Origin of the sequence: Plantibacter auratus, from assembly GCF_050587365.1 — a bacterium.
GTDB classification, from domain to species: domain Bacteria; phylum Actinomycetota; class Actinomycetes; order Actinomycetales; family Microbacteriaceae; genus Plantibacter; species Plantibacter auratus.
This window is the reverse complement of record NZ_JBOBFV010000004.1, coordinates 121,499-147,642: the sequence shown is the minus strand read 5'-3', so window position 1 is coordinate 147,642 and position 26,144 is coordinate 121,499. Positions and strand designations below refer to the sequence as shown.

Genomic DNA, 26,144 nt, shown 5'->3' with positions numbered 1-26,144 from the left:
CATGCCGCTCTTCAGCCGGACCACGTCGTACGGCGTCCGTCCGCGTCCGCGTGCCGTGTGGGCCGCCGCGATCACGGGTGTCGTCCTGCTCGTCCTCATCGTCATCGGCGTGCTCATCCCGATCCTCGGGCTCATCGGTGCGGCCGACGGCGCGACGGTCGGTGCGCTCAGGGTCCCCGTCGGTGGCATCGTGGTCGCGCTCCTCATCGGGTACGTCCTCGCGCTGCTGTTCCTGCTCGGATGCGTCCGCAGTCGCAACGGTGCACTCTCCTGGGTGCTCGCCGTCGCCGCGGTGATCTCGGCGCTCCTCGTGTCGCTGTGGCCGCTGCTGGCGGTCGCCTTCGCGGGCGTCGACCAGGCGTCGGACGTCGTCCCGTTCATCCAGGACCTCATCCGCCGGGTCACGGGCGGCTGAGCGCAGGAGATCCGCGCGGCAGCAGGAGGTTCTCCCTCAGGATCTCCTGCTGTAGCGCGGATCTCCTGTGCTCAGCTCAGGCGGCGGGTGAGGTGGACGTCGACGGTGTCGCCGATGTCCTTGCCGAGACGCTTCCGGAGCTTCGCGCTGATGGACAGCATGTGACCACCGGAGCCGGTCGGCATGAGGCCGACGTTCGGGAGCTCGACACCGTCGACGGTCGCGTCGACACGGACGGACTTGCCGGTGCCGAAGAACTCGGCCGAGCCGGGCATCTCGACGCAGGACCAGACGTCGCCCTTCACGTCGACGCCGATCGGCACGGTGAAGCGGTGATCGAGCTCGGTCGGTTCGATGGCCATCGGTGGCGCCCCTCATCGGTCGTGGTCGGCGGGGCCATTGTCGCGGCTGAGTCCGACCCGTGGCAAGGACGGGACCATCCCTGGTCCGGCCCTTCGACAGGCTCAGGGACCGCTTGTCGAAGGGCCCCGGAAGCACTCGGCCCCTCGGCAGGCTCGCGGGGAGCGCCGCCGAGGGGCCGGGAACCTCAGTTCTGGGGGAAGCCGAGGTTGATGCCGCCGTGGGAGGGGTCGAGCCAGCGGGAGGTGATGGCCTTCTGCTGGGTGAAGAACCGGACGCCCTCTGCGCCGTGGGCTTTGGTGTCGCCGAAGAGGGAGTCCTTCCACCCGCCGAAGGAGAACGTCGCGACCGGCACGGGGATGGGCACGTTGATGCCGATCATGCCGACCTGGATCTCGTTCTGGAACCGTCGGGCGGCGCCGCCGTCGTTGGTGAAGATCGCGGTCCCGTTCCCGAACGCACCACCGTTGATGAGCGCGACACCCTCCTCATAGGAGGCGACGCGGACGACGGCGAGGACGGGTCCGAAGATCTCCTCCGTGTACACCTTCGACGTCGTCGGGACGTTGTCGATGAGGGTCGGGCCGAGCCAGAACCCGTTCGGGTCGCCGTCGATGGGCGTGTTGCGGCCGTCGACGACGATCGTGGCGCCGTCCTGTTCGGCGATGTCGAGGTAGGACGCGACCTTGTCGCGGTGCACCTTCGTCACCAGCGGGCCCATGTCGCAGTTCCGGCGGCCGTCACCGATCCGCAGGGTCGCCGCACGTTCGGCGATCTTGGCGATGAGCTCGTCCGCGACGGGCTCCACAGCGACGACCACGCTGATCGCCATGCACCGCTCCCCGGCGGAACCGAAACCGGCGTTGATCGCGGAGTCGGCGACGAGGTCGAGATCGGCGTCGGGCAGCACGAGCATGTGGTTCTTCGCCCCGCCGAGCGCCTGGACGCGCTTGCCGTGTGCGGTGCCGGTCTCGTAGACGTACTTCGCGATCGGAGTGGAACCCACGAAGGAGATCGCGCGGACGTCGGGGTGGGTGAGGAGCCCGTCGACGGCCTCCTTGTCACCGTTCAGCACCGTGAACACCCCGTCGGGGAGGCCGGCTTCCTTCCACAGCTTCGCGAGCCAGATTGCCGCGGACGGGTCCTTCTCGCTCGGCTTCAGCACGACCGTGTTCCCGGCCGCGATCGCGATCGGGAAGAACCACATCGGCACCATCGCGGGGAAGTTGAACGGCGAGATGATCCCCACGACACCGAGCGGCTGCTTCGTGGAGTACACGTCCACACCGGTCGAGACCTGCTCGGAGAACTCACCCTTGAGGTGGTGCGCGAGACCGGTCGCGAACTCCACGACCTCCTGCCCACGGGTGATCTCACCGAGCGCGTCGGAGACGACCTTGCCGTGCTCCGCCGTGATGATCTCCGCCAGCTCGCCCTTCTTCGCCTCGAGCAGCTCGCGGAACTTGAACACGATCTGCTGACGTTTCGCCAGCGGCAGGTCGCGCCAGGCCGGGAAGGCGGCGGCGGCGGATGCGACGGCGCGGTCGATCTCCGACTGGTTCGCGAGCGCGACGTGCTTCGTCGCGACACCGAGTGCCGGGTCGTAGACCGGGGCGGTGCGACCCGAGGTGGACGGGGCCTCGGCTCCGTCGATCCAGTGCGGGACGACCGGCAGCGAACCGGCGTCGGTGGTGGGGGTGGTGCTCGTGGCGGTGGTGGTCATGCGGAAGGCTCCTGGGCGTCGTGGGGTGCAGGGGTGCTGGGTGCTGGTCGTGCCGGGACGGGTGCCGGGAGTCCCGACACCGAGTCCCAGAACGAGTCCGGGTCGCCGCTCATGCGCGCAGCTCTCCGAGAGCGGCGTCGATGATCGCGATACCCGAGGCGACCTCGTCGGCGGTCACGACGGCAGGCGGGACGACGTGGATGCGGTTCTCGCTGATGAACGGCAGGAGGCCGGCCTCGAGCAGGGACGACTTGAACCGACCCATCGCCGCCGCATCGAGCGGTGCGCGGGTGTCGCGGTCCTCGACGAGCTCGACCGCCCAGAAGACGCCGCTGCCACGGACCTCGCCGATGAGCTCGTGACGCTCGGCGAGGGAGCGGAGCGCGGGCCCGATGTGGTCGGCGCCGATCGCCTTCGCGTGTTCGACGACGCCCTCCTCGGCCATCGCGGTGAGCGTCGCGACGACACTCGCGGCGGCGAGCGGGTGGCCGGAGTACGTGAGCCCACCGGGGAACACCTGCTCGTCGAAGACGCGGGCGATGTGCTCGGAGACGATGACGCCACCGAGCGGCACGTAACCGGAGTTGACGCCCTTCGCGAAGGTGATGAGGTCGGGGCGCACGTCGAACGCGTCGAACGCGAACCACTCGCCGGTGCGGGCGAAGCCGGCCATGACCTCGTCGAGGATGAGCATGATGCCGTAGCGGTCGGCGATCGCGCGGACACCCGCGAGGTAGCCGGGCGGCGGGGTCAGGATGCCGGCGGTGCCTGGCACGGTCTCGAGAAGGATCGCGGCGATCGAGCCGGGGCCTTCCGCCTGGACGGTGCGCTCGAGGTGGCGGAGGGCGCGCTCCGACTCCTCCTCCGGCGTCGTCGCCCAGAACTCGGTGCGGTAGAGGTACGGGCCGAACACGTGCACGTGGCCGCGGGCGTACTCGTTGGGGATGCGGCGCCAGTCGCCCGTCGCGACGATGGCCGCGCCCGTGTTGCCGTGGTACGAGCGGTAGGTCGAGATGACCTTGTCGCGGCCGGTGGCGATGCGCGCCATGCGGATCGCGTTCTCGTTCGCGTCGGCGCCGCCGTTGGTGAAGAAGACCTTCTCGAAGCCCTCGGGGGCGCGGTCGAGGATGAGACGAGCCGCCTCGGCACGGGTCGCATTCGCCGCGGCGGGCGCGATCGTGGTGAGCTGCGCCGCCTGCTCCTGGATCGCCGCGACCACCTTCGGGTGCTGGTACCCGAGGTTCACGTTGACGAGCTGGCTGGAGAAGTCGAGGTAGTGGCGTCCGTCGTGGTCCCACACGGTGCTGCCGAGGCCGCCCGCGATGGGGAGCGGCTTGAGCGTGCTCTGGGCGGACCAGGAGTGCAGGACGCGCTGGGTGTCGGCGTCGCGGACGCCGGCGTTGTCGAGGCCGGAGAGGAAGTCATTGATCACTCCTGCAGCCTGGCAATCGACGCGGCTGATGTACATGGCGGGATCGGTGATAGCTTCGGCACATGTCCACCACTTCAGTGATCGCTGGCGAGATCGGCCGTGCGTCCTCGAACGTGTCCCTGCGCACGCTCATGGCCGAGCCGGTCTTCAAGCTCGGCCTCGTCGTCGCGGGTGACGCCGACGTCCTCGATCGCGACATCGCCTGGGTGCACAGCTCGGACCTCGGCGACCCGACGCCCTGGCTGGAACCGGGCCAGCTGCTCCTCACCGACGGCATGCAGTTCACCGGCGAGATGAGCGACGAGCTCGCCGACCGCCGCGCCGACGAGTACGTCCGCCGCCTCTCCGCCCGGGGCGTGCTCGCGCTCGGGTTCGCCACCGGGATCATCCACGCCGACATCCCGCAGCGTCTCGTCGAGGCATGCGAGCGTCACGGGTTCACCCTGCTCGAGGTGGGCGAGCGGACCCCGTTCATCGGCATCATCCGGTTCGTCGCCGACGCGGTCGCAGCCGCGCGCGTGGCGTCGCTCGAATGGTCGCTCGCCGCCCAGCGTGCGGTCGCGAGGGCGGCGCTCCGACCCGACGGCCTGACGGCGATCCTCGCGGAGCTGGGGCAGCAGCTCGGCTGCTGGGTCGCGCTGTACGACGCGCTCGGCAACCGGGTCACGACGAGGACGCGCGAGCCGGTGCCGGAGGGTGTGGAGACGGCCGTCGCCGAGGTGCTGCGCCGCGGGTCGCGGGCCGGCCTGCACCTCGCGGACGGAGCCGAGGGTGCGACGCTGCTGACGCTCGGTCGCCGGGGCGAGCTGCGGGGCATCCTCGCCGTCGGGTCCAGCGTGCCGCTCGACCACGCGGAGCACGACCTCGTCTCCAGCGTCATCGGCCTCGCGAGCATCGCCCTCGAGCAGCACAGCGCCCTCGACCTCGCACGCCGGCAGCTGCGGTCGGGGCTCCTTGAACTGCTGCTCTCCGGGGACCGCGCCGTCGCCGAGCGCACCGCCCAGCGGCTCTGGGGGCCGCTGCCGCCCGACCCGATCCGCGTCGCCGTGGTCGACATCCCCGAGGGTGAGCTGGGCTTCCTCTCGGAACTCGACGTGCAGGCCGCGGCGCACGGCGGCAAGCTGTTCTTCGCCGAGCAGGACGAGCGGATCGTCATCGTGTCGAGCGACGCGGACACCGGACTCTGGGACGCCGTCGTCCGCCGCCACGGGCTGTCGGGCGGGGTGTCGGCGAGGACGAGCTGGGAGAGGTTGCGGGACGGGCTGTCCGAGGCCGAGCGGGCGCGCGCTTCGGCCGGGGAGACGCCGCGGCTCGTGCGGTACGAGGCACTCGCCGAGCAGGGGTTGCTCGGATTGCTGAGTGCGTCGGGCGGATCGGTGCTGGCGAATCGGCTGCTGGAGCCGTTGGGCGGGCTCGGAGCCGAGGCTCGGGCGGTCCACGTGGAGACGGCTCGGGCGTGGTTGGAGGCGAACTGCGTGACCGATCAGGCGGCTGGCCGACTCGGGATCCACCGGCAGACCCTCCGCGCGCGCATCACCACGCTGGAGTCGCTGCTCGACCTCGACCTCTCGCGCTTCGGCGACCGCGCCGAGCTGTGGAGCGCCCTCCAGCTCGCCGACGGCTGAAGGATTCGCGCGTCGTGCACCCTCGTTCCCAGAGTCGCCCCTCCGGTCCCTGAGCTTGTCGAAGGGCGGTGGTCATCGGGGCGGGACTGCACTTCGACAGGTCGAGGTGCCACCGTGGGCCCTTCAACAGGCTCAGGGAGCGGAGAAGGTGTGCGGCTCGGGGTGTCCGCCGCTTGCCGAGGAAGCCCAGCGGGGTTCCGGTCCCCAAGCCGCACCCTGCCGTCCCGGTCCCTGAGCCGCACCATCCCGGTCCCTGAGCCGCACCATCCCGGTCCCTGAGCCGCACCATCCCGGTCCCTGAGCTTGTCGAAGGGCGGTGACCTAATGGCGGGACTGCACTTCGACAGGCTCAGTGACCGGATGGGGCTCAGCGGCCGGGGAGGGTCTCGGAGGGGACCGCCGATCGACGAGCGTCAATGCACGAGCTGGCTCACACGTTGCACCGACACCCCGAAGACGGCCGCGGCGTCGCTCTGGCTGGCTCCCTTGGCGATGAGGCTCAGGACGGCCTCGCGGCGCTTCCGCGCTGCCTCGCGCACCTGCTGGCGTGCCTGCTCTTCAAGGGTGTTGGATTCGCCCCAGAGGCCGACCGCCTCATCCCGGACCGTCACAACGACGTCCCCGTCGTAGTCATCGAGATCGAGCCACAGTGCCGCGACGTCGCGGGCCGCTGCCGCGATGTCCTTGAACCGCTTCGCTGAGCCCATGGCGACGATCCGGTTTCCCGTGCCTCGGGGCGAGTCGGTGGTGAGCGCGGGGATCTCGAACGTCCACCATTTGCCGTCGAGGTAGGTCACGACGTCGAGCGTCTGGGTCACGGTTGCTGCGGTCATTCACGGGCCTCCTGATTGTCTGTCGGGGCGGTCGAGCGGTGCGGTGCGCTACTTCCACCCGCTCGGCGCATCCGGGAACATCTCGATGAGCTGCTTCACGATTCCGGCCGACACCTCGTGATGTGGAATCGTCAGATACTCGCGCCCGTTCTCCGGATTCCCCCATTTCTCGTGAGAACCCTTCTGCTGCCGGAGCAGCACCCAGCCTTTCGAGCTGAGGAACTTCACCACATCAAGGTACTTCTGTGGCCTCGGCAAAACCTTACTCAAGCCCCCCATTGATTTCAAGATGAAGAGGGGCCTAGAGATTTGATGCCACCGACGCAACTCGACAGTGCCCCGGACTGACGAGCCTCGCCCTCCTCGAAAAGCTAGCTCGCGACGTCATCGCACCTGATCGGGTGCGCACGCCCTGTGGACAAGGGGAGTGATGCACGCCCTGTGGGGGACGTTCGGCCACTGAGCTTGTCGAGGTGCGTACGAGGCACTTCGACAAGCTCAGTGAGCGGCAACTAGGCGATGCGGATGAGCTTCTTGTTGACGAACTCGTCCATCGCGGGCTTGCCCATCTCGCGGCCGGTGCCGGAGCGCTTCACGCCGCCGAAGGGCAGCTCCGCCGCGTCGCCGAGGACGAGGTTGATCCACACCATGCCGGCGTCGATCCCGTCCGCGACCCGCAGCGCCTGTTCCTGGTCGGTCGTGTAGACGTAGGAGCCGAGGCCGAACGGGGTGTCGTTCGCGAGGCGCACGGCCTCCTCCTCGGACGCGACCCGGTACAGCGACGCGACGGGTCCGAAGAACTCCTCGTGGAACGCGTCCATCTCGGGCGTCACGTCGGTGAGCACGGCCGGCGGGAAGAAGTTCCCCGACGGCTCGCCCGATGCCAGGATCGTCGCGCCCTGTGCCTTCGCGCGGCCGAGCTGCTCGCCGAGTCGCTCGGTCGCTGCGGCCGACGACAGCGGGCCGAGCTGCGTGCTCTCCGCCATCGGGTCGGCCGGAGCGTTCGCCGTGAAGACCTCGGTGAACTTCGCGGCGAAGTCGTCGAACAGTTCGTCGATGATGATGAACCGCTTGGCGGCGTTGCAGGACTGCCCGTTGTTGTCGATGCGGGCGTTGACGGCGTCCTGGACGGCGGCGTCGAGGTCGTCGGTCGACAGCAGGATGAACGGGTCGGACCCACCGAGCTCGAGCACGACCTTCTTGAGGTGCTTGCCGGCCAGCTCGGCGACGGCGGAACCGGCGCGCTCCGAACCGGTGACCGAGACGCCCTGCACGCGCGGGTCGGCGATGACCGTCGCGATCTGGTCGTTCGTGGCGAAGATGTTCACGTACACGGAATCGTGGGCGCCCAGCTCGGCTTCGGCGTCGTCGAAGATCTGCGCGATCGCCAGCGCCGACTCGGGGCACTGCGGGGCGTGCTTGAGGAGGATCGTGTTGCCGTTGACGACGTTCGGGCCGACGAACCGCGCCACCTGGTAGTACGGGAAGTTCCACGGCATGATGCCGAGCAGCACACCGAGCGACGCGCGACGGATGAACGCCGAGCCGGTGCCGTCGGACAGCTCGATCGGCTCGTCGGCGGAGAAGGCCTCGCCGTTGTCGGCGTAGTACTGGTAGATCGCGGCGGCGAAGTCGACCTCGCCGAGCGCCTGCTCGTACGTCTTGCCCATCTCGCGGACGGCGATCTCGGCCAGCTGCTCACGGCGCTCCGTGTGGAGGGCGGCGACGCGGGCGATGAGCGCAGCGCGGTCGGCGACGGGAGCGCGACGCGACCACTCCTCGTGGGCGGCGGACGCGGCGGTGATCGCCTGCTGCAGCTCCTCGTCCGTGATCGTCGGGTAGTCGCGGAGAGTCTCTCCGGTCGCGGGGTTGACGACGGCGTAGTCGCTCACTGGTGTGCTCCTTTGTCTGAGGTGCTGCTGGTGCGGTGCGGTGTCCGTTGCGGGCCGACGCGAGCTGTGCGGGTTCGACGTGAGCGGGACCACCACCTGCACCGTATCGAACCAGGCTCCGCCTGTCATGGGTTGGACTGCGGCTCCTGCGTCGAAACCGGGCTCAGGAGTCGAAGCCCAGCCCGACGGCGTCCATCGTGCGGAGCCAGAGCCCGCGTTTGCCCTCGTTGCGGTCGGCCCGGGCCATCTCCGACAGCGAGATGCGCGCGCCGATGAACGCGAGCGGGTCGGGCGGGAACGGCGTCGGCTTCTTCTGGACGAAGTCCATCGTCGTGCGCTCGGTCGGTGTTCCGCTCAGGAGGTCGAGCATGACGTTCGCGCCGTATCGCGTCGCGCCGACGCCGAGGCCGGTGAACCCGGCCGCGTGCGCGACCTTGCCGCCGTGCGCGGTCTGGAAGAAGGAGAAGAACCGCCCGCAGGTGTCGATCGCGCCGCCCCACTTGTGGGAGAAGCCGAGGTCGGCGAGCTGCGGGTAGGTGTGGGCGAAGTGGGCGGCGAGCTTGAGGAAGGACTCCTCGCGCTGGTCGAACCGCGGCTCGACCCGCCCGCCGTAGTTGTACACCGCGTCATAGCCGCCGTAGAGGATGCGGGTCGACCCGTTCGCGTCGGTCGTGAGCCGCGAGTAGTGGAAGCGGTTGTCGAGGTCGGAGATGCCCTGACGGCCCTTCCATCCCAGGCTTTCGAGCTGTTCGGCGGAGAGCGGGTTCGTCATGAGCGCGTAGTCGTAGACCGGCACCGTGTACTTCCGGGCACTCGGGATGAGGGCCTTGAAGACGTTGGTGCCGAGGGCGACGTGCTTCGCGACGACCGAGCCGTGCGTCGTCGTGAGGGTGACCGACGTCGCGTCCGACCGGATCGAGCGGACGTGCGTGTACTCGTGGATCTCCACACCCAGGTCGAGGCAGACGCGTCGCAGCTCCCACGCCAGCTTGGCCGGGTTGACGAGCGCCGCACCGGTCGGCTCGAACAGGCCGGCCTGGAAGATCGGCGAGTGGACCTCCGCCTGCATCGCCTCGCGGTCGAGGAACCGGGCGCCGTGCTCCTCGGCACTCTCCCGCAACCAGTCGACGTGGTGTGGGGCCGTCGCCGCTTGCAGCAGCCCCGTCTCCTCCCAGTCGCAGTCCATGTCGTACCGGGCGATGGTCTCGCCGATCTCGCGCAGGTTCTCGCGCCCCAGCTCCTCCAGGCGGTCGAACTCGTGCGGCAGGCGGCTCTTGCCGTTCGACGATCCGTGGGTGAGGCTCGGCTCGCAGAACCCGCCGTTGCGACCGGACGCGGCCCACGCGATGCGCCGGCCCTCGAGGAGCACGACCCGGCGGTCCGGGTCGCGCTCCTTCGCGAGCAGGGCGGTCCACAGGCCCGAGTACCCACCACCGACGATCGCCAGGTCCGTCTCGACGTCCGCCTCGAGGCGGGGGAGCGGAGCGGGCCGTGCCGGGTCGTCGAGCCAGTACGGCTCCGGTTCGGCCGAGGCCAGCTGCTCCCGCAGGCGTGTGGTGTCGGCGAGCTCTTCGGCCAGTTCGTAGGTGGTTCTCATGGTGGGTCCCCTGTGGTGCGTGGTTCGGTGCGGTCGCGTGGTGCGCGGTCAGTCGGTGCGGGCGGCGTCGGTGCGTTCGGTCTCGGCACGTGGGGTTCCGGCGGATGCCCCGCCGCTCCCGAGGCCCGCGTCGCGCTTGGTGCTCCGCTGCACGAACAGCCAGATCACGACGCCCAGTGCGAGCAGTCCGAGCGCGATGCCGAGCTCCAGGAACCCGCCGTAGCCCGTGGTGGAGAACCCGGTGGCACCGACGATGAGGATGATCGCGAGGAGCACCGACAGCACGACCGACAGCGGCACGAAGAAGCGCGGCAGGCGGATCGGGCGGACGGCGTCGGGGCGGTCCTTGCGCAGCAGGAAGAAGCCGGAGACGGCGAAGAAGTGCGTGAGGATGTAGCCGAGGTTGCCGGTCACGATGATCGCGAGCGGGTTCTGCAGCACCACCAGGATCACGACGTTCATCACGAGCATCACGTTGAGCGAGCGGAACGGCACACCGCGACGGTTGAGCACGCCGAGCGACGGGACGGTGACGCGCTCCTTGCCCATGTTGAACAGCACGCGTGAGGCGTCGGCCACCGAGGTGGTCATGATGAGCAGCAGCGAGGCGATGAGGCAGAGCACCATGACGTCCGCAGCGCCACCGACGAGCGAGGCGAAGCTCGCGACGAAGAAGGTCGCCGGGTTGTCGGCGATCGCCGCTTCACCCGCGTAGCCGCCGAGGGTCAGCGGGATGACGAAGAAGACGCCGAGGCAGAAGAGGACGGAGGCCTTGATCGCCTTGGTCGTGTCCTTCACCGAGTCGCGGTACTCCGGGGCGAAGGTCGCGCAGACCTCGATGCCGAAGGTGGTCCACGCCATGATGTACAGCCAGACGATCGCGGTGTGCAGGCCCTCGATGCCCTCGAGCTTCCAGGTGAGGTCGAGCGGTGCCCAGTCGGCGCTGAAGAGCGGGAAGACGATGAACACGAACAGCGGGATGAGCAGGATGCCGGCCGTGATGTAGACGAACGCCATCGTGACGCGGACGCCGATGACGTTGATGAGGTACATCACGCCGATGACGCCGAGTCCGATGAGGATCGGGAAGGTGATGGAGATCGGACCGAGCTGGATCACCCAGTCCTCGTTCGGGAACCACTGCGCCTGGATGAGCGCACCGGTGACCGCGCCGTAGGTGGCCAGGTTGGTACCCCAGGGGAGCCAGTAGCCGACGCCCGTGATCGGCGCGACCCAGGGTGCACGCGACTTCCACGCTTCGGCCGCGTAGTGCGCGATGCCGCCGGAGGAGTTCGGGAACATGGTGGCGAGCTCGGTGTAGATCCAGTTGACGCCCATGGCGAGGATCATGGAGATCGCCCACAGGACGGCGGCCCCCCAGCCGCCGAGGCCGGTGATGGAGGCGCCGAGGGTGGCGATGAGCGCGGCTGGCATGGTCATCGCCATGGCGAAGCCGTCGAACCAGCGCATCCGTTTCGGCAGGTGCGTGGTCTCGTCGGTGCTGGTGACGTGTTCGGTCGACATGGGCTCTTCTCGATTCGTGGGGGACGGGACGTCGCTGTCTCGCTGCTGGTGCACTCAATGTGCCGAAGAATTGTTGTGACGACAAGATTGCGTCGGTCTCGTTGTTGTAATCGTAACTTTGACGAAACAATACTGCTTGTTCGAGGAATCGCAAGGTCCTAGGCTGATCCCACATTCTCCCGACGACATCCGCACGACGCTGTTCGGCGTCGTCGGCCCAGCCACGACACCAGGAGGTCCGGAATGACCACGTTGCCGACACCCACTCGCACCCAGCTCTTCATCGCCGGCGAGTTCACCGACGGATCCAGCTCGGAGCGCTCGGAGGTGATCAGCCCCGTCACCGGGGACGTCATCGCGTCGATCCCCGTGGCCGGCACCGCCGAACTCGACGAGGCGGTGCGACGTGCGCACGAGGCGCAGCGGGAGTGGCGGAAGCTCGGCGTGTTCAAGCGCGCGGAGATCTGTCACCGGGTCGGCGACGCGATCAACGCCCGCGTGGAAGAGCTCGCCCGCCTGCAGACGCTGGAGCAGGGCAAGCCGCTCGCCGAGTCGATCGCCGACATCGCCGAGGCCGCGCAGCTCTTCCACCTCCACGCCGAGGACGCCCTCCGCCTCTACGGCGAGACGCTGCCGTCGAGCGACATCGACAAGCGCATGTTCACCTGGCGCGCGCCGGTCGGCGTCTGGGGCATCATCACGCCCTGGAACTTCCCGCTCCTCATGTTCAGCGAGTTCGTCGCCCCGGGCCTCGCGACCGGTAACGCCTGCATCGTCAAGCCGCCGAGCAACACGCCCCTCGCGGTCCTCGCGGCGATGGACTGCCTCGTCGAGGCGGGCGTCCCGGCCGGGCTCGTCAGCGTCCTCCCCGGCGACGGCGCGTTCGGTTCCGAGCTCGTCTCCCACGACGGCATCGACGCGATCGGCTTCATCGGTTCGTCCGCCACCGGCGCGAAGATCGTCCGTACCGCCGGCCTCAAGCGATCGCTCATGGAGTGCTCCGGCAACGGCCCGATCGTCGTCCTCGAGGACGCGAACATCGAACGCGCCGCGAAGGCCGCCGTCGACTCCGCGTTCTACAGCGGTGGGCAGGTCTGTTGCGCGACCGAGCGGCTCATCGTGCACCACAACGTCCACGACGCCTTCGTCGAGGCGGCCCTGGCCTACGCGAAGGCGACCGTGCGACTCGGCAACCCCTTCGACGAGGGGATCAACCTCGGCCCGCTCAACAACGAGGGCGTCGCCGCGAAGATGGACCGCCACCTCGACGAGGCCCGTTCGCTCGGCTTCGACATCCTGCTCGGCGGCGGTCGTGCCACCGGCCACCCGACGGACCTCTACTACGACTTCACGATCGTCGACGGTGTCTCCGAGGACAGCCTGCTGTCGCGCGAGGAGTCGTTCGGTCCGGTCCTCCCCATCCTCACGGCTCAGGACGACGATGACATCCTCCGCATCGCCAACGCCGACGCGCTCGGCCTGCAGTCCGCGGTGTTCACGGAGAGCCTGTCGAAGGCCTACCGCTTCATGGAGGAGCTCGAGACCGGTCAGGTCATCGTCAATGACTCCAACGGCTGGTGGGACATCAACATGCCCTTCGGTGGCGCGGGCGGCAAGGGCACCGGCTGGGGTCGGATCGGCGGCATGTACACGCTGCACGACATGACCGACCTCCGCACCGGCGCGATCCACGTCCGCTAGTCGGACCGATCCGCCGATCAGCGACCTCCCTCGGTCCGCTCGATCGGCGTCGCCCCGGCCGACCGCCCGCGTTCGGGTCGGTCGGTCGGCCGGGGCTCGTGGCTCGGGTGGGGCGGACACCGCACCCGGGCCGCACGGCTTCCCTCGCTACGCTTGCCAGATGACCATCCGCCCGCTGCCGGAGGAGCCACATGAACGACCTTGACGACATCGACCGTCGGCTGATCGCGATCCTGCAGCAGGACGGACGGAAGGCGTTCTCCGAGATCGCCACCGAAACCGGGCTGCCGGCGTCGTCCGTCCGCTACCGGATCCAGCGACTCGAGGACACCGGGATCCTGCAGATCGTCGGCATCGCGAACCCGCTGTCGATCGGCTTCGACCACCTTGCCCTCATCGGCATCCGCTGCGAGCCGGGTATGGCGCGCGGGGTGTGCCAGGAGCTGTCGAAGCACGCGGAGACGAGCTACGTGGTGCTCACGAGCGGTGGCTTCGACGTGATGGTCGAGGCAGTGTGTCGCGACATGGACCACTACAAGACGTTCCTCCTCGACACCCTGCAGCCGACGCCCGGGGTGCGGTCGACCGAGACCTTCTTCGTCCTCGAGGCCCACAAGCTCGCCTACGGCTGGGGCGTCGGGTAGGTCGTCGGGTTGCGCCGAACCCGCTCGTCTCCTTCTTGCTCAGAGAGGTACCTCATGACCGACCACCTGCTCGCTCCCAACACGGTGCTTCAGGGTGCCGACGTGGCGCTCGCCGACAACCCGCTCGCGCCAGCGGACGTGGTCTCGGGGTCGCCGCGGAGCGGGATCCTGTCCCTCACGGCCGTCGGTGACACCGAGGTCGGCGTCTGGGAGTTGGGTGTCGGCGTCGTGCAGGACACCGAGATCGACGAGGTGTTCGTGGTCCTCTCCGGTGAGGCGACCGTCGACTTCGCCGACGGCACCCCGTCGCTGGAGCTCCGTGCCGGCTCCATCGGCCGACTCGCCGCCGGCGCCCGCACCACCTGGACCGTCCGCGAGACCCTCCGCAAGGTCTACGTCGCCTGAGTCGCGCGCCTCGCGGCGCGACAGCAGGACATCCGCCCGACAGCAGGACGCTTCGTGCCCGCCCGTCCTGCTCTCGCGCCGATCTCCTGCGTTCCGGCCACTCCGGTCCCTGAGCTCAGCCTCATCCGGTCCCTGAGCTTGTCGAAGGGCTCCGGGGTGACCTCCTCTCTTGGGCGGTGTTCTCGGTGTGCACTTCGACAGGCTCAGTGACCGGGGTTCCTTCTCCGACCGGGTCCGTCACCGCGGCCCCAATAGGCTTGTCGCATGAACCTGCGCACCGTCGAGCTCGACCACACGGACCACGCCGCCCTCGACCTCTGGTGGGGTGCAGCGTCCCGCGGCTTCCTCTCGAAGCCCGATACCGACGTGGCGGTGCGTGCCGAGCGGCGTCAGCTCCTCGTCGGCAGCTCCATCCTCGGGGTCTACGACGACACCGCGGCCGAACCACTGGTCCCCGTCGGCACGCTCGGTTCCTTCCCGACCGCCCTGTCGATCCCCGGTGGCTCCGTCCGCGCCCTGGCCATCACCGAGGTGACCGTCTCCACCTCGCACGAACGTCGGGGGATCGCCCGGTCACTGATGGAGAACCGACTCCACCACGCGAAGGCCACCGGTGCCGCAGTCGTCGCGCTCACCGCGAGCGAGGCGACCATCTACGGTCGCTACGGCTTCGCCCCGGCGACCTGGGAGTTCACGCACGAGGTCGACCCCAAGCGCGTCGCTTGGCGGGGTGCGCCGCCCGCCGGCCGCGTCCACACGCTCGACCCGCGCTCGCTCGCCACCGTCGCGCCCGGGCTGTTCGAACGCTCCCGCAGCACCGGTGACATCGACCGCGGGGTCGCGTGGTGGAAGCAGGCCCTCCGTGAGGTGACCATCCGCCACTTCAGCCACGGCGAGGGTGACACGCTCGCCCTCCGCTACGACGACGCCGACGGCGAACCGCAGGGCTACGCGCTCTACCGCGTCGGCGAGGAGTGGGGGACGATCGTCGTCGACGACCTCGTCGCCACCACCCCGGAGGCCCGCTACGCGCTCTGGCGGCACCTCACCGGGATCAGCCTCACCACGAAGGTCACCTTCCACCAGGCTCCGACGGTCGAAACCATCCAGTGGCGACTCGTCGACCGCCGCGCCGTCAAGACCACCGCGCGAGCCGACTCGCTCTGGCTCCGCATCGTCGACGTGCCGACCGTGCTCGGTGCGCGCCGGTTCACCGTCCCTGGGGCATCCGAACCTCGCGAGCACCTGCTCGACGTCGAGGACGCCCTCGGACTCGCAGGCGGTCGGTTCGCGCTCCGCATCGACGAGCACGGTGCCGCGGTCGCGGAACGCCTGGGCGACGTGCCGGAGTCGACCGACGACGCTGTGCGCCTCACCATCAACGAGCTGTCGGCCGTCCTCCTCGGCGGCCCGCGTGTGTCGGCGCTCGCCGAGGCCGGGCTCATCACCGGGTCATCGGAGGCGGTGCGAGCGCTCGACCTCGCCTTCGCGACGGAGCAGGCGCCCTTCCTGCGGACGCACTTCTAAGGGCTACCCGCCAAGGTGAGATAGCTCGGCCGATCGATCAGGGAGCGGTTGCGCCGAGGAGGATCGCCGCGGCCGGAAGGCCGAGCAGCACCATCCAGCCGGTGATGGCCGCACCGACGAGGCCGGTGAACAGGCAGAAGCCGCCGATGGTGGCGGCAAGGGTGCGGAACAGCTGGCGTTGCTCGGCCGGGATGCTGCGACGCAGGGTGCGGGGAAGTGCCGCGAGCTGCGGGCGTGGGGTGGGGATGGAGCCGGTGGTGGCTGGGTGCTGCAGGGTCGTCATCGGGGTCGGGTGGTTCCTGGTCGGGTTCGGATGGGAGGCGCGCTTCGGGAACGGCTGATCGGTCGGATCCGGATCTGTATCTCGAAGTGCAGATTTGTTATACACCGTGGTAGACGTGCCTGCAACTCGTCGGCGGCGCACACGCTTGACGCCGCTCCACAGGCGCCCGATCCGCGCTCGCCGCGTCATGCCCACCAACTGCCGAGCCGTCGACCGGCTCCCGATCGATACCGTCGCTGCAGCATCGCGACGGCCATCGTCGCGACACACGGCCAGACAGGAGTATGCGTGGACACGATCCCGGACGAAATGACCACCGATGCGCGCGCGGAGGCGCCGCCAGGGCGCCGTTCCCGGTCGCTCGGGCGGCGCTCGATCATGGCGATCGTCGTCGCGGTGGTCGCCCAGCTGAGTGTGTTCGCGCTGGTGATCGTCGCCTGCACGGGTCAGGTCGGGGAGCCGCGGGGTGATCGTGCTTCGACGGTGCCCGAGACGCCGGCGATCGACCCGAGCGCTCCTCAGCGCGACGACGAGCTTCCCGCCCGAGACGAGGTGTTCGCCGTGGCTGCAGACCTCCTCGGGCAGATGGTCAACACGGCGACGGGCGGGCAGCCGTTCGCGTTCTCGCCCCAGGCCTCGGAGGCACCCTGCAGCAGTCTGGCGCCGTCCGGTCGGGCCACGAAGCTGGCGCGCATGGCCGTCGAGGTCGAGCTGCCGGTCGGAACGAGTCGCGCCGTGCTCGTCGACCTCATCAACGGGTACGCGCCGCCGCTCGAACTCGCGGCCGACTCGGACGAGTTCCGGTCGGAGCTCATCGTGCCCTCACCCGGCGAGCTGGAGCTGTCGGCGCAGCTCCGCGACGACGCCATCATCTTCGAACGGGAGCTCCGGCCCGATGCCGACGTGCTGCGGATCACGGTCGAGAACGGCTGCTTCCTCCCGCCGATAGAGTGACATCCGTCGAGCAGAAGGGAGTGTCGCATGAAGATCGTCGTCGCAGGAGGCAGCGGGATGGTCGGGCGACACGTCGTCGCGGTGGCCCAGGAGCGCGGACACCGGGTGGTCGTGCTGTCGCGTGCCACCGGCGTCGACCTCGCCACCGGAGCCGGGCTCGCGCAGCGGCTGGAGGCCGCGGACGTCGTCATCGACGTGACGTCGACTGCCACGCAGTCCGCCCAGCAGTCGCGCCAGTTCTTCGGGGCGGTCACCCGCAACCTGCTCGAGGCCGAGGGCACTGCCGGCGTGCCCCACCACGTCGCGCTGTCGATCGTCGGAAGCGACCGGGCCCCTTTCGGCTACTACGCCGGCAAGGCGCTGCAGGAGGAGCTGATCACCGGCGGGTGCATCCCGTGGACGATCCTCCGAGCGACGCAGTTCCACGAGTTCGCGCAGCAGATGGTCGAGCGCTTCCGCTTCGGCCCCGTCACGATGGTGCCGACGATGACCTCGCAGCCCGTCGCCGCGCGCGAGGTCGCCGAGCGCCTGGTGGAGCTGGCCGAGGGCGAACCGCAGGGGCGCCCGGCCGATCTCGCGGGCCCCGAGGAATTGCGGATGACCGCGATGGTCAAGGCCTACACCGCCGCCACGGGCATCCGCGGCCCGGTCGTGCAGATCCCGCTGCCCGGCGGCTTCGGCACGGCGATGCGCGACGGCACGACCCTCGCCGGGCCAGAAGCGCAGCGCGGTGTGCAGACCTTCGCGCAGTGGATCGACGGGCTCAGCGCCGCTCGCTGAGCGTCAGCTCCGCTGAGCCGCCCGGACGTCCTGCAGGAGTCGAGGCGTACGCCACTCGCCGATCCGCTTGAACCACACGGACGGTGGGTAGGCGAGCCGGACGACGAAGTAGTTCACGTACTCGATGACACCCAGGAGCCAGACGAACGGGATGCCGATGGCTGCGAAGGGGTGGGCGGGGAACCAGACGATGATGCCGACGAGTCCGGCGAGCAGCAGGGCCGCGTCGAGCACGCGGAACCCGCGGTAGGTGGCGGCCAGTCCAGGAGGCATGGTGCCCTGCTTGACCCACCGCCGGGCGGCCAGCCAGTAGACGCCGGCCTGCACGAGGATCACCAGCAGCGGTGCGAGGGCCGACCAGAACGCGAGCGCATCGGTTGATCGTTCGAACAACGGCAGCGCCGAGACGAACGCGACCCAGATGAACACGACGGCGGCGAACAGCTCGCCGAGTCCGAGGCTCAGGTACCGGCCCCGGAGGACCGTGCGGCGATCGTCGGTCATGTCACCAGCCTAAACACGGTGTGCCGGGCCGGTCGAGTGCGCTCGACAGACCTTCAGGTGCTCAGAATGTGACCGTCGGCAGCGTCATGATCTCGGCGCCGTCCTCGGTGATCGCGATGGTGTGCTCGCTGTGGGCGGTGCGGCTGCCGGTCACGCTGCGGAGGGTCCAGCCGTCGGCGTCGGTGACGAGTTTGTCGGTGTCGGCCATGACCCATGGCTCGATCGCGAGGAGCAGGCCCGGGCGCAACTTGTAGCCGCGGCCGGCGCGTCCGTCGTTCGAGACGTGCGGGTCCTGGTGCATCGTCGTGCCGATGCCGTGGCCGCCGAACTCCATGTTGACCGGGTAGCCGGCGCCACGCAGCACGGTGCCGATCGCGAAGGAGATGTCGCCGATCTTCGCACCCGGCTTGGCGGCGGCGATGCCGGCGGCGAGGGCCTCCTGGGTGGTCTCGATGAGCGCGAGGTCCTCGGGGGTCGCCGTGCCGACGACGAAGCTGATGGCCGAGTCGGCGGCGATGCCGTCGAGCAGGACAGCGAGGTCGAGGGTGAGGAGGTCGCCGTCGGCCAGCGTGTAGTCGCGGGGGAGGCCGTGCAGGACGGCGTCGTTCACGGCGGTGCAGATGTAGTGGCCGAAGGGTCCGCGACCGAAGGAGGGGGCGTAGTCGACGTAGCAGGAGACGGCGCCGGCCTCGAGGATCATCGCCTTGGCCCAGCGGTCGATCTCGAGGAGGTTGGTGCCGACCGTCACGCGGTGCTTGAGCGTGTGGAGGATGTTCGCGACGAGCTCGCCGGTGCGACGTGCCTTCGCGACCTCGGTGGGGGTGAAGATCTCGATCATGCGGGGCCCTTCCATCGGCGTGCTGCGTTCGTGGTGCGGTGGTGTTCGTGCCGCGAACGGCGCTCGACCAATAACTATACCGGTCAAACTATCCCGTACTACACTGGGCGCATGGTCCGCCTCCCGCTCACCCCCTCCGATGTCGAACGCGGTCAGCGCCTCGGTGCGCTCCTGCGCGAGGCCCGAGGTGAGCGTTCGATGCTCGACATCGCCCTGGATGCCGGCCTCTCGCCGGAGACGCTGCGGAAGATCGAGTCGGGCCGGGTGGCGACGCCGGCGTTCTCGACGATCGCCGCGATCGCCGAGGTGCTCGGCCTGTCCCTCGACGAGCTCTGGGCGACGATCAGCCCGACCCGGCGGGACACTGCCCCGTCCGGCGAACGCCTGCGCGAGCGACTCGTCTCCTAGCTCCCCGGTCGCTCCCGTTCCCTGAGCTTGTCGAAGGGCCCATGCAATCCCGCGGCAGTATCCGCCCGACGTGCCGCGCCGGTCCCTGAGCCTGTCGAAGGGCCCACGCAATCGCGCGGCCGTGTCTGCTCGACGCACCACGCCGGTCCCTGAGCTTGTCGAAGGGCGCGGGAACCGGACGTCCGCGCGGCAGCAGGACACTCGCGTCCCATGTGTCCTGTTGCAGGGCGGTACTCCTGCTGTCAGGAGGACGATCGCTACTGCGTGTCGCTCGTCGTCGGTTGGACCGGGCGGGTGAAGACGTTCTCGCTGATCTTCGTCCAGTCCTCGGCGGGGTCGAGCGCGGTGTCGACGACGGCGTCGGAGAGCACCGTGTATTCGTTGACGCTGTCGCTCATGCCGACGCGGTCACCGCTGCCGCAGGCTCGGAACGGCTGGGTCTCCGCGAACACGATGATGCAGATCCGAGATTGACCCTGCTCGGTCGCCGACGCGAGGAAGATCTCCGTGTCGCCTTGGACGGCGACGAGTCGGGTCGAGTCGGCGTCGATCGTGAACGGGTCGTCGCTGCCGGCTCCGATGGTGCTCGCCGGGAGCCGATCCTTGTCGGCCTGGTCGCGCTCGAGGTCCGCGTAGCTCGTCACTCCGCCGGTGCAGGCGCTCAGTCCGCCGGCGAGTGTGAGTGCGATGAGTCCTCCTGCGATGCGTCGGTGCATGTGACGTCCCCCGATGTCGATTCCCGACAGCCTACGACTCCTGCCCCCGGACGGCAGCCGCGACGGCCGACTCGCGGCTGGCGAGGGCGATGGCGACGATCCCGAGGAAGACGGGGCCGACGACACGGACCCACCCGTCGAGGATGACGATGATCGGGATGAAGAGGGACACGTTCGAACCCGCCGCACCTCTCCCCGGTCCCTGAGCCTGTCGAAGGGCCTGCACGCAGGACCCGAGCTGTGTAGCGTGGCACGGATGACCGAGGAGCTAGCCGACCTGCACACCACCGGTTTCGTCGACGTGGAGGGCGGTGCGTCGATCTTCGTCGAGGAGTCCGGCACCCCCGACGGTGTTCCCGCGCTCTGGCTGCACGGCGGCCCCGGCGGGTCGCTCGGCTCCGGCTGGTACCTCTCGCACTTCGACCTGTCGCGGTACCGCCTCATCGGCATCGACCAGCGCGGGAGCGGCCGCAGCCTGCCGAACATCGTGGACGCCCGTGACCAGCTCGCCGGTCACACCACGCAGCGACTCATCGCCGACATCGAGGCGGTGCGAGTCGCCTCGGGTGTGGAGCGCTGGGTGGTCGCCGGAGTCTCGTGGGGAACGACCCTCGCACTGGCCTACGCGCAGGAGCATCCCGATCGGGTGATCGCGCTGGCGCTCGTCGCGGTGACGACCACGAGCCGCGACGAGGTCGACTGGATCACCGAGGGCGTCGGCCGCGTCTTCCCCGAGGAGTGGGCGCAATTCGAAGCTGACAGCGACCGGCGGGACGGCGAGCGGGTCGTCGAGGCCTATGCGCGCCGTCTTCGAGAGGGCGACGCGACGGACCGCACACACGCCGCGACCGCCTGGGACCGCTGGGAGAGTGCGCACGTGTCACTCGACCACCCCGAACGCGTCGGCCAGCTGTTCGCCGACGCGACCGTGCGCGAGGCGTTCGGGACGCTCGTCACCCACTACTGGAGTCACGACGGCTTCCTCGCGGGCGACCGGGCGGTGCTGTCGCGGATGGACCGCATCGCGCACATCCCCGGAGCGCTGGTCCACGGCCGACGTGACATCAGCGGACCGGCCGCGACCGCCTGGCGCCTCCATCAGCTGTGGCCTGCGAGTGAGCTGACGATCGTCGAGACCGAGGGCCACGGCGGCGCCGAGGAGAGCGCCGTGCTGCGTGCGGCGCTGGACCGCTTCGCGGCGCTGGGTCCCTGAGGCCAGCCCCGCTCGCTGAGCGCATAGCCGGTCCCGGCGCGTCTATCCGGACCCTGCGCGCCTAACCGGTCCCTGAGCTTGTCGAAGGGCCCTCGAGCACCTCGGCAGGGTCGGCGAACGGAGCCCGGCCCCGGGTCACTCGGCTAGCGGCGGCGGCCTCCATCTCGGACACCATCCCGCTCCCTGAGCCTGTCGAAGGGCCCACGAGTCCGGCTTTCCCGCGCGGAGGCTTTCGTCCGGGCGGGCGCCCTTCGTGTGCACTTCGACAAGCTCAGTGACCGTCACTCGGTTCCGGGTCACTGGTGCCTCGGCGGTCCCTCCGCTCGAGCCACCTTTCCGCTCCCTGCCCTTCGACAGGCTCAGGATCCGCCTGTCGAAGGGCACCCCGGACTCACCACTTCCCAGCCATGACAGCGGCCCGTGGCACACTCGACCCATGGAACCCGAGGTCGTGATCCGCGTCGCCACGCCAGCCGATGCCACCGGGCTCGCCGAGCTGAAGCTCATGATGTCGCCGCCCGCCGCCCCGCTCGCCGACTGGGAACGGGCGCTGTTCGCACATGACCTCGTCTCGTGGATCGCGGTCGACCCCGACTCCCGGGTGTGCCTGATCGCCGAGGTCGACGATCAGCTCGTCGGCATGGCATGGCTCGTCGTGTTCTCCCGCGCACCCAACATCGGGGCCCTCCGCCGGCTGACCGGCGACGTGCAGAGCGTCTTCGTCCGCCCGGGGTTCCGTGGTCGCGGCATCGCCGGCCGTCTCGTCGACGGACTCCTCGACGCCGCACGAGCTCGCGACATCGGCCGGGTCTCCGTCAGCTCGAACGACGCGGGTGCGCCGGTCTACCGCCGCGCCGGGTTCGAGGAAGCGCCGCTGCTCCTCGAATGGCGGGCCGACCCACCGGGCCACTGAACGACGAATCGCCCCGAGTGGTCGTACCAGGACCTCCTGGACGACCACTCGGGGCGATTCGCGATGCGGCGTGACTTACATGTCGCGGTAGCGCTTGGCCTCGGCGACGAGTTCGCGCAGCTTGTCGGCGTCGACGTCCGGACCGTAGCCGGGGGTGTCGCGCTGGATGCGCCATCCCTCGGAGAGCGCGCCGATGTCGAGGGGCTCGAACCCGAAGGAGTCGATGAGTGCGGCGACGGTGGCCTTCGCGTCGGCGTCGTCACCGGCGATGACGAGGGCCCGGCGGTTCGGGGTGCCGGACGGCTTGCCCTTGGTGGTGAGGTCGGCTGCGTAGATGTGGTTGAACGCCTTCACGACCTGCGACTCCGGGAGGTGCGCCTGCAGCATCTCGGCCGTGGTGGTGGTCTCCTCGTCGAGCTCGGCGATGTGGCCGTCGCGCTCGGGGTAGTAGTTGTTCGTGTCGATGACGACCTTGCCCGCGAGCGGTGCGACGGGGACGGTGTCGATCGCGTGCAACGGGATGGTGACGATGACGATGTCGCCACGCTCGGCCGCGTCGAGGGCGGTGCCGGCGGTGGCGTGCTCGCCGAGCTCCGAGACGAGGTCGGTGAGCGTCTCCGGTCCGCGCGAGTTGGACACGATGACGTCGTGACCCTGCGCCACCGTGAGGCGTGCAAGCTGAGAGCCGATGTTTCCTGAACCGATGATTCCGATGGTTGTCATGTTCAGGGGAACGGTTCCGGCGGGGTGGGACATTCCTGCGCTCGCCGATTCTCAGCGGACGTTCATCCGCGGCGGTCCGGTCGCGTGGTCCGGTCGTCAGTCGGTGGCAGCGACGCCCAGGAGCGCGCCGATCGCCGCATCGAGTCTGCTCCGGACCTCGCTCTCGGGTTCCGGGTCGTAGCCGAGTTGGGAGGCGACGCCGCCCGCGAGCGCCCAGACGGCCCAAGCGGCGGTGTCGGGATCGACCCACGTCGGGATCTCGCCCTCCGCGCGCCCGCGTGCCACGAGCGAGGCGATGAGGCCGCGGAGTCGGGTGTCGCTCTCGGCGATGGCGTCAGCGATGTCCGGGTCGACGAGCGCAACCTGTGCGAACACCTCGCCCTGGCGGTGTGCGGCTCGGCGTGGTTCGTCGAGCGGGAGGACGCCGATGAACAGGTCGACGAGCCACTGTCGCAGGTTCGGGCGGCCCGGTTCGCCGGGTGGCAGGGGCGCGGAGGTGTCGCGGAGTCGCGTGAACGCTGCCGCTACCATCCGCTGCTTGCTCGGGAACGCCTTCTGCACGGAACCGAGCGAGCAGTCGTCCTCACTCGCGACGGCGCGGAAGGAGAGGGCGCCCAGGCCGGACCGTGCGACGATCCGCAGCGCCGCGTCGGCGAGTTGGGTTTGGCGGTCGGTCAGGTCCACGTTCTCAGGGTAGGGCTGGGGAGCCGGTCGCTGCTGTCCCGCTTGGCCTTGATGGCGTCCGCCGACCGAGGAACACCGCATAGCCGAGCATGACGAGGCAGGCCGCGCCGAGTCCGACGAGCGACCGGCTGTCGGTCGCGTCGCCGCCGATGAAGCTGACGAAATTCCAAGCGGCGTGCCAGGCGATCGCGGGCCAGAGGCTGCCGGTGAGCACGAGGAGCTGGGCGGCGACGAGGCCGAACAGTGCTGCGAACGCCACCTGCAGGATGGATGAGCCGACGTCTGCGCCGCCAGCGAGGTTCGCCAGGTGCAGGACGCCGAAGAGGACGGAACTGCCGACGAGGGCCGCGCGGGTGCTGCGTGCGCGGAGGATCGCGAACACGATGCCGCGGAACCAGGTCTCTTCGTTCAGTGCGACGGCGGCGACGAGGACCCCATACGCCGCGACGGTCGGTGCGTCGACGCGGACGCCCTGGGTGCCGAGGATGATCAGGACGGTGGCTGCCGCCGGGATGAACCAGAGTGCGGCGCGCGCTCGCCGCGGACGCCGATAGCCGTAGTCGCGGACTCGAGACGGCGACAGGCGCATGACGACCAGGCCGAGGATCGCGGAGACGGCTGCTCCGGCGGCGAGGACGAGGGCTGCCCCGGCCTCGCTCGCCCCGGAGAGTTGCGCTGCTGCTGACGCGCCGGCCGTGAACACCACGGGGACGAGTGCGAAGGCGATGGCGGTGAGCCACGGTGTGCGCACGGGCCAGCTCGCGGCGGGGTGGTCGCTGATCAGATCGGGTGCGGAGGCGGGAAAAGAGAGAGGGGGCACGCGGAAAGAATACATGTGTATTCCGATTGGCGTGGCTGCCGGATGCGGTCGGGTGCGGAGCGGCCCGCCCAGTCCGCCGCTGAGCTCCCTCCGGTCTCTGAGCACCCTCCTCGGTCACTGAGCTTGTCGAAGTGCGCCCTCCGCTCACTGAGCCCCCGCCGGTCATTGAGCCTGTCGAAGTGCGCCCTTCGACAAGCTCAGGGACCGGGGATAGGAGCGCTCCTGGACAAGCGCGGGCGCCGGACGCGAAACGCCCTTCGACAAGCTCACGGACCGGGGCTCGGCCGTGGTGACGCTCGCCTCACTCCACCGGCGGCAGCAACTCGAACGCCAGCGGTTCGGTCGCGATCCCGTTCACCTGCAGCGCGATCCCGTGCGCACCCGGGTGGTAGCGGCGGGTGGTGATCGCGCGGAACGAGTGCTCCCGGGTGAGGAGGATGTGCTCGCCGGGGGCCAGCTCGGTCGTCGTCAGCTTGAACGTCTTCGTGGTCTGCGAGCCGTTCGCCTTCTGGTGGTGCACGACGTAGTCGATCGCGAGGCGGGCCGTCTCGGTGCCGGTGTTGCGGACGGTCGCGACGAATCGGACCGTTCCGCCGAACGGGATGTGGGCGCTGTCGACCGCGAAGCCCTCGACCTCCGTCGTCGCCGCGCCGAAGCCGAGGGCCGCGAGGGCACCCGGGTTGCCGCGCTTCACGAGCGTGCGGAGCGCGTGGCGGACGAGCGCCGGGGTGTTGGCGTCGGGGTCGGCGAGCCAACGGTCGGCAGTTGCGACGACGAGGTCGGGGTCGTCGCGGCTGAGGTCGTTGAGGTGGTTGGCGACGGACCGGCGAACGTATTCGCTCGGGTCGCGGTAGAGGGCGTCGAGGATCGGGACGGTGACGCCCGGGTTTGCGACGATCTCCCGCACGCGCACGGCCCACGGCAGGTAGGGGCGGGTGCCTTCGCTGGCGAGGCGGCGGATGTGCTCGTTGTCGGAGGCGGTCCAGTCGAGGATGATGGCGAGCGCGCGGTCGAGATCGTGGCGCAGGAGGGTGCGGATGGCGAACTCGGCGCTGAGGCGCTCGGTGAGTTCGGCGAGGAGTCGCATGGCATCGTCGAAGGCATCGGGGGTGCCCTCGTCGACAGCACGGGCTGCGACGGCGCTCGTCACCGGCCAGATCAGCCAGCCGGTGAACGCGGGGTTCGATGCGTGGGCGGTGCGGATGATGCCGGCGAGCGTCGCGTAGTCGCCCGGAACGTCCTCGAGCAGGGCGTCGCGCAGGAGGTCGGCGCGCTCGCGGAGCGCGAGACCGTCGAGGTGCTCGGCTGCGTGGGCCGTGGTGTCGAACGGGTTGCCCGGCGCGGTCTCCTGGAGCGAGCGGGTGAGGGTGCGGGCGACGGCGGTGCCGAGGAGCTCGTCTGCGAAGGGCATACGGCGATCATGGCCTGTGCCGCTGACAGGTGAAGGGCTCGGGCTGTGCTGAGCCGCCCGAATGCGTTCCGAATCCGCGCAATCTGCGACAGATCCAGGCGACTCAAGATGCTTGGGCGTCGCCACCTGTGCTGAGTCGCCCGAATCTGTTCCAAACTCGCCCGATTCGCAACACATTCAGGCAACTCAGCGGGGTTGGACGCCGCGGCACTCGGCACT

General features: G+C 69.6%; 28 protein-coding genes. 11 read left to right on the top strand and 17 right to left on the bottom strand.

The window, feature by feature from the left end; all coding sequences use genetic code 11:
* Position 1 precedes the first annotated feature (1 nt).
* Positions 2-415: a hypothetical protein gene (locus ACQ3HE_RS15825; RefSeq protein ID WP_430893414.1), complete on the top strand. Its 414-nt coding sequence runs from the start codon at positions 2-4 to the stop codon at positions 413-415.
* Between the two features lie 71 nt (positions 416-486).
* Here the strand turns inward: ACQ3HE_RS15825 and ACQ3HE_RS15820 are convergent, their stop codons facing one another.
* The 3 genes from ACQ3HE_RS15820 to ACQ3HE_RS15810 form a co-directional block, all read right to left on the bottom strand.
* Entirely contained in the window at positions 487-777 is a 291-nt protein-coding gene (locus ACQ3HE_RS15820) for a DUF1905 domain-containing protein (RefSeq protein WP_430893413.1), read from the bottom strand.
* A 185-nt stretch (positions 778-962) separates the two neighbouring features.
* Complete coding sequence (locus ACQ3HE_RS15815; protein ID WP_430893412.1) at positions 963-2,498, bottom strand: CoA-acylating methylmalonate-semialdehyde dehydrogenase; 1,536 nt, start codon at positions 2,496-2,498, stop codon at positions 963-965.
* 109 nt (positions 2,499-2,607) lie between these two features.
* Positions 2,608-3,966: an aspartate aminotransferase family protein gene (locus tag ACQ3HE_RS15810; RefSeq protein ID WP_430893411.1), complete on the bottom strand. Its 1,359-nt coding sequence runs from the start codon at positions 3,964-3,966 to the stop codon at positions 2,608-2,610.
* A gap of 26 nt (positions 3,967-3,992) precedes the next feature.
* Here ACQ3HE_RS15810 and ACQ3HE_RS15805 point away from each other — a divergent pair, with 26 nt between their 5' ends.
* Positions 3,993-5,555, top strand: a complete 1,563-nt coding sequence (locus ACQ3HE_RS15805) for a PucR family transcriptional regulator (RefSeq protein WP_430893410.1) — start codon at positions 3,993-3,995, stop codon at positions 5,553-5,555.
* Positions 5,556-5,968: 413 nt separating this feature from the next.
* Here ACQ3HE_RS15805 and ACQ3HE_RS15800 read toward each other — a convergent pair whose 3' ends face one another.
* From ACQ3HE_RS15800 to ACQ3HE_RS15780, 5 genes are all read right to left on the bottom strand, one after another.
* On the bottom strand, positions 5,969-6,388 hold the full coding sequence (locus tag ACQ3HE_RS15800) for a helix-turn-helix domain-containing protein (RefSeq protein WP_079706527.1): 420 nt from the start codon (positions 6,386-6,388) through the stop codon (positions 5,969-5,971).
* A 48-nt stretch (positions 6,389-6,436) separates the two neighbouring features.
* Complete coding sequence (locus ACQ3HE_RS15795; RefSeq protein WP_430893409.1) at positions 6,437-6,616, bottom strand: type II toxin-antitoxin system HicA family toxin; 180 nt, start codon at positions 6,614-6,616, stop codon at positions 6,437-6,439.
* A gap of 284 nt (positions 6,617-6,900) precedes the next feature.
* A complete protein-coding gene (locus ACQ3HE_RS15790; RefSeq protein WP_274500246.1) occupies positions 6,901-8,280 on the bottom strand; it encodes an NAD-dependent succinate-semialdehyde dehydrogenase in 1,380 nt (459 codons plus the stop codon).
* Positions 8,281-8,443: 163 nt separating this feature from the next.
* Positions 8,444-9,877, bottom strand: coding sequence for an NAD(P)/FAD-dependent oxidoreductase (locus ACQ3HE_RS15785; protein WP_430893408.1), 1,434 nt, complete (start codon positions 9,875-9,877; stop codon positions 8,444-8,446).
* A gap of 48 nt (positions 9,878-9,925) precedes the next feature.
* Entirely contained in the window at positions 9,926-11,401 is a 1,476-nt protein-coding gene (locus ACQ3HE_RS15780; protein WP_137244075.1) for an APC family permease, read from the bottom strand.
* Positions 11,402-11,644: 243 nt separating this feature from the next.
* On the opposite strand from ACQ3HE_RS15780, the gene ACQ3HE_RS15775 reads away from it, so the two are divergent.
* The 4 genes from ACQ3HE_RS15775 (at position 11,645) to ACQ3HE_RS15760 (ending at position 15,678) form a co-directional block, all read left to right on the top strand.
* The gene (locus tag ACQ3HE_RS15775) at positions 11,645-13,102 is read left to right on the top strand and encodes an aldehyde dehydrogenase family protein (RefSeq protein WP_430893407.1); all 1,458 of its coding nucleotides are present in this window, start codon (positions 11,645-11,647) and stop codon (positions 13,100-13,102) included.
* A 191-nt stretch (positions 13,103-13,293) separates the two neighbouring features.
* A complete protein-coding gene (locus ACQ3HE_RS15770) occupies positions 13,294-13,746 on the top strand; it encodes an Lrp/AsnC family transcriptional regulator (RefSeq protein ID WP_056013555.1) in 453 nt (150 codons plus the stop codon).
* A 54-nt stretch (positions 13,747-13,800) separates the two neighbouring features.
* A complete protein-coding gene (locus tag ACQ3HE_RS15765) occupies positions 13,801-14,151 on the top strand; it encodes a cupin domain-containing protein (protein WP_430893406.1) in 351 nt (116 codons plus the stop codon).
* A gap of 264 nt (positions 14,152-14,415) precedes the next feature.
* Positions 14,416-15,678: a GNAT family N-acetyltransferase gene (locus ACQ3HE_RS15760; protein WP_430893405.1), complete on the top strand. Its 1,263-nt coding sequence runs from the start codon at positions 14,416-14,418 to the stop codon at positions 15,676-15,678.
* A 37-nt stretch (positions 15,679-15,715) separates the two neighbouring features.
* On the opposite strand, the gene ACQ3HE_RS15755 is transcribed toward ACQ3HE_RS15760, so the two are convergent.
* Positions 15,716-15,961 (bottom strand): hypothetical protein, encoded by a 246-nt coding sequence (locus ACQ3HE_RS15755; protein WP_430893404.1) that lies wholly within the window; start codon positions 15,959-15,961, stop codon positions 15,716-15,718.
* Between the two features lie 309 nt (positions 15,962-16,270).
* On the opposite strand from ACQ3HE_RS15755, the gene ACQ3HE_RS15750 reads away from it, so the two are divergent.
* Both ACQ3HE_RS15750 and ACQ3HE_RS15745 read left to right on the top strand, forming a co-directional pair.
* Positions 16,271-16,915 (top strand): hypothetical protein, encoded by a 645-nt coding sequence (locus ACQ3HE_RS15750; protein WP_430893403.1) that lies wholly within the window; start codon positions 16,271-16,273, stop codon positions 16,913-16,915.
* 27 nt (positions 16,916-16,942) lie between these two features.
* Positions 16,943-17,695: an SDR family oxidoreductase gene (locus ACQ3HE_RS15745; RefSeq protein ID WP_430893402.1), complete on the top strand. Its 753-nt coding sequence runs from the start codon at positions 16,943-16,945 to the stop codon at positions 17,693-17,695.
* 3 nt (positions 17,696-17,698) lie between these two features.
* On the opposite strand, the gene ACQ3HE_RS15740 is transcribed toward ACQ3HE_RS15745, so the two are convergent.
* Both ACQ3HE_RS15740 and map read right to left on the bottom strand, forming a co-directional pair.
* Positions 17,699-18,199 (bottom strand): hypothetical protein, encoded by a 501-nt coding sequence (locus ACQ3HE_RS15740; protein WP_430893401.1) that lies wholly within the window; start codon positions 18,197-18,199, stop codon positions 17,699-17,701.
* A 61-nt stretch (positions 18,200-18,260) separates the two neighbouring features.
* Entirely contained in the window at positions 18,261-19,037 is a 777-nt protein-coding gene (map, locus tag ACQ3HE_RS15735; protein WP_079706538.1) for a type I methionyl aminopeptidase, read from the bottom strand.
* 111 nt (positions 19,038-19,148) lie between these two features.
* Here map and ACQ3HE_RS15730 point away from each other — a divergent pair, with 111 nt between their 5' ends.
* A complete protein-coding gene (locus tag ACQ3HE_RS15730; RefSeq protein WP_430893400.1) occupies positions 19,149-19,445 on the top strand; it encodes a helix-turn-helix domain-containing protein in 297 nt (98 codons plus the stop codon).
* Between the two features lie 257 nt (positions 19,446-19,702).
* On the opposite strand, the gene ACQ3HE_RS15725 is transcribed toward ACQ3HE_RS15730, so the two are convergent.
* Together ACQ3HE_RS15725 and ACQ3HE_RS15720 are read right to left on the bottom strand one after the other, a co-directional pair.
* Positions 19,703-20,161 (bottom strand): hypothetical protein, encoded by a 459-nt coding sequence (locus tag ACQ3HE_RS15725; protein WP_430893399.1) that lies wholly within the window; start codon positions 20,159-20,161, stop codon positions 19,703-19,705.
* Positions 20,162-20,192: 31 nt separating this feature from the next.
* Complete coding sequence (locus ACQ3HE_RS15720; RefSeq protein ID WP_430893398.1) at positions 20,193-20,333, bottom strand: hypothetical protein; 141 nt, start codon at positions 20,331-20,333, stop codon at positions 20,193-20,195.
* Positions 20,334-20,417: 84 nt separating this feature from the next.
* Between ACQ3HE_RS15720 and ACQ3HE_RS15715 the strand changes: the two genes are divergently transcribed.
* Together ACQ3HE_RS15715 and ACQ3HE_RS15710 are read left to right on the top strand one after the other, a co-directional pair.
* Positions 20,418-21,374, top strand: a complete 957-nt coding sequence (locus ACQ3HE_RS15715) for an alpha/beta fold hydrolase (protein WP_430893397.1) — start codon at positions 20,418-20,420, stop codon at positions 21,372-21,374.
* 436 nt (positions 21,375-21,810) lie between these two features.
* Positions 21,811-22,287: a GNAT family N-acetyltransferase gene (locus ACQ3HE_RS15710; RefSeq protein ID WP_430893396.1), complete on the top strand. Its 477-nt coding sequence runs from the start codon at positions 21,811-21,813 to the stop codon at positions 22,285-22,287.
* Positions 22,288-22,362: 75 nt separating this feature from the next.
* Here ACQ3HE_RS15710 and ACQ3HE_RS15705 read toward each other — a convergent pair whose 3' ends face one another.
* From ACQ3HE_RS15705 to ACQ3HE_RS15690, 4 genes are all read right to left on the bottom strand, one after another.
* Entirely contained in the window at positions 22,363-23,010 is a 648-nt protein-coding gene (locus ACQ3HE_RS15705; protein WP_430893395.1) for an NADPH-dependent F420 reductase, read from the bottom strand.
* A 96-nt stretch (positions 23,011-23,106) separates the two neighbouring features.
* The gene (locus tag ACQ3HE_RS15700) at positions 23,107-23,694 is read right to left on the bottom strand and encodes a TetR/AcrR family transcriptional regulator (protein WP_430893394.1); all 588 of its coding nucleotides are present in this window, start codon (positions 23,692-23,694) and stop codon (positions 23,107-23,109) included.
* Positions 23,695-23,698: 4 nt separating this feature from the next.
* Positions 23,699-24,514: a CPBP family intramembrane glutamic endopeptidase gene (locus ACQ3HE_RS15695; protein ID WP_430893393.1), complete on the bottom strand. Its 816-nt coding sequence runs from the start codon at positions 24,512-24,514 to the stop codon at positions 23,699-23,701.
* A 301-nt stretch (positions 24,515-24,815) separates the two neighbouring features.
* Entirely contained in the window at positions 24,816-25,925 is a 1,110-nt protein-coding gene (locus tag ACQ3HE_RS15690; RefSeq protein ID WP_430893392.1) for a DNA alkylation repair protein, read from the bottom strand.
* Positions 25,926-26,144 lie beyond the last annotated feature (219 nt).

Coding starts and splice junctions, on each gene's coding strand:
- ACQ3HE_RS15825 (WP_430893414.1), top strand. CDS start 2: ATGCCGCTCTTCAGCCGGACCACGTCGTACGGCGTCCGTCCGCGTCCG.
- ACQ3HE_RS15820 (WP_430893413.1), bottom strand. CDS start 777: ATGGCCATCGAACCGACCGAGCTCGATCACCGCTTCACCGTGCCGATC.
- ACQ3HE_RS15815 (WP_430893412.1), bottom strand. CDS start 2,498: ATGACCACCACCGCCACGAGCACCACCCCCACCACCGACGCCGGTTCG.
- ACQ3HE_RS15810 (WP_430893411.1), bottom strand. CDS start 3,966: ATGTACATCAGCCGCGTCGATTGCCAGGCTGCAGGAGTGATCAATGAC.
- ACQ3HE_RS15805 (WP_430893410.1), top strand. CDS start 3,993: ATGTCCACCACTTCAGTGATCGCTGGCGAGATCGGCCGTGCGTCCTCG.
- ACQ3HE_RS15800 (WP_079706527.1), bottom strand. CDS start 6,388: ATGACCGCAGCAACCGTGACCCAGACGCTCGACGTCGTGACCTACCTC.
- ACQ3HE_RS15785 (WP_430893408.1), bottom strand. CDS start 9,877: ATGAGAACCACCTACGAACTGGCCGAAGAGCTCGCCGACACCACACGC.
- ACQ3HE_RS15780 (WP_137244075.1), bottom strand. CDS start 11,401: ATGTCGACCGAACACGTCACCAGCACCGACGAGACCACGCACCTGCCG.
- ACQ3HE_RS15775 (WP_430893407.1), top strand. CDS start 11,645: ATGACCACGTTGCCGACACCCACTCGCACCCAGCTCTTCATCGCCGGC.
- ACQ3HE_RS15770 (WP_056013555.1), top strand. CDS start 13,294: ATGAACGACCTTGACGACATCGACCGTCGGCTGATCGCGATCCTGCAG.
- ACQ3HE_RS15765 (WP_430893406.1), top strand. CDS start 13,801: ATGACCGACCACCTGCTCGCTCCCAACACGGTGCTTCAGGGTGCCGAC.
- ACQ3HE_RS15760 (WP_430893405.1), top strand. CDS start 14,416: ATGAACCTGCGCACCGTCGAGCTCGACCACACGGACCACGCCGCCCTC.
- ACQ3HE_RS15755 (WP_430893404.1), bottom strand. CDS start 15,961: ATGACGACCCTGCAGCACCCAGCCACCACCGGCTCCATCCCCACCCCA.
- ACQ3HE_RS15750 (WP_430893403.1), top strand. CDS start 16,271: ATGACCACCGATGCGCGCGCGGAGGCGCCGCCAGGGCGCCGTTCCCGG.
- ACQ3HE_RS15745 (WP_430893402.1), top strand. CDS start 16,943: ATGAAGATCGTCGTCGCAGGAGGCAGCGGGATGGTCGGGCGACACGTC.
- ACQ3HE_RS15740 (WP_430893401.1), bottom strand. CDS start 18,199: ATGACCGACGATCGCCGCACGGTCCTCCGGGGCCGGTACCTGAGCCTC.
- map (WP_079706538.1), bottom strand. CDS start 19,037: ATGATCGAGATCTTCACCCCCACCGAGGTCGCGAAGGCACGTCGCACC.
- ACQ3HE_RS15730 (WP_430893400.1), top strand. CDS start 19,149: ATGGTCCGCCTCCCGCTCACCCCCTCCGATGTCGAACGCGGTCAGCGC.
- ACQ3HE_RS15725 (WP_430893399.1), bottom strand. CDS start 20,161: ATGCACCGACGCATCGCAGGAGGACTCATCGCACTCACACTCGCCGGC.
- ACQ3HE_RS15715 (WP_430893397.1), top strand. CDS start 20,418: ATGACCGAGGAGCTAGCCGACCTGCACACCACCGGTTTCGTCGACGTG.
- ACQ3HE_RS15710 (WP_430893396.1), top strand. CDS start 21,811: ATGGAACCCGAGGTCGTGATCCGCGTCGCCACGCCAGCCGATGCCACC.
- ACQ3HE_RS15705 (WP_430893395.1), bottom strand. CDS start 23,010: ATGACAACCATCGGAATCATCGGTTCAGGAAACATCGGCTCTCAGCTT.
- ACQ3HE_RS15690 (WP_430893392.1), bottom strand. CDS start 25,925: ATGCCCTTCGCAGACGAGCTCCTCGGCACCGCCGTCGCCCGCACCCTC.